1 pseudogene is annotated in these 274 nt (G+C 44.5%); it reads left to right on the top strand.

Annotated elements, in window-relative coordinates:
- Positions 1–274, top strand: a pseudogene (locus KVT34_RS30270) (translation initiation factor IF-2); the annotation flags it as partial.

Raw genomic sequence — 274 nt, 5'->3', positions numbered from 1 at the left:
AGCACAGCTTGATAAAGGTAAAGGAACTATCGCGACATTACTTGTTCAAAACGGTACACTTCGAGTTGGAGATCCAATCGTTGTTGGTACTTCATTCGGACGTGTTCGTGCAATGGTAAGTGATATTGGTCGTCGTGTAAAAGTTGCTGGTCCATCGACTCCTGTTGAAATTACAGGCTTAAACGAAGTACCACAAGCGGGAGATCGTTTCATGGCATTCGCTGATGAGAAGAAAGCTCGTCAAATCGGTGAATCACGTGGACAAGAAGCGTTA

The sequence above is a fragment of the Paenibacillus sp. GbtcB18 genome (assembly GCF_019091125.1).
Taxonomy (GTDB): Bacteria; Bacillota; Bacilli; order Paenibacillales; family NBRC-103111; genus Paenibacillus_F; species Paenibacillus_F chitinolyticus.
Note: the sequence above shows the minus strand (reverse complement) of the source record. Positions and strands in the feature narration are given on the sequence as shown.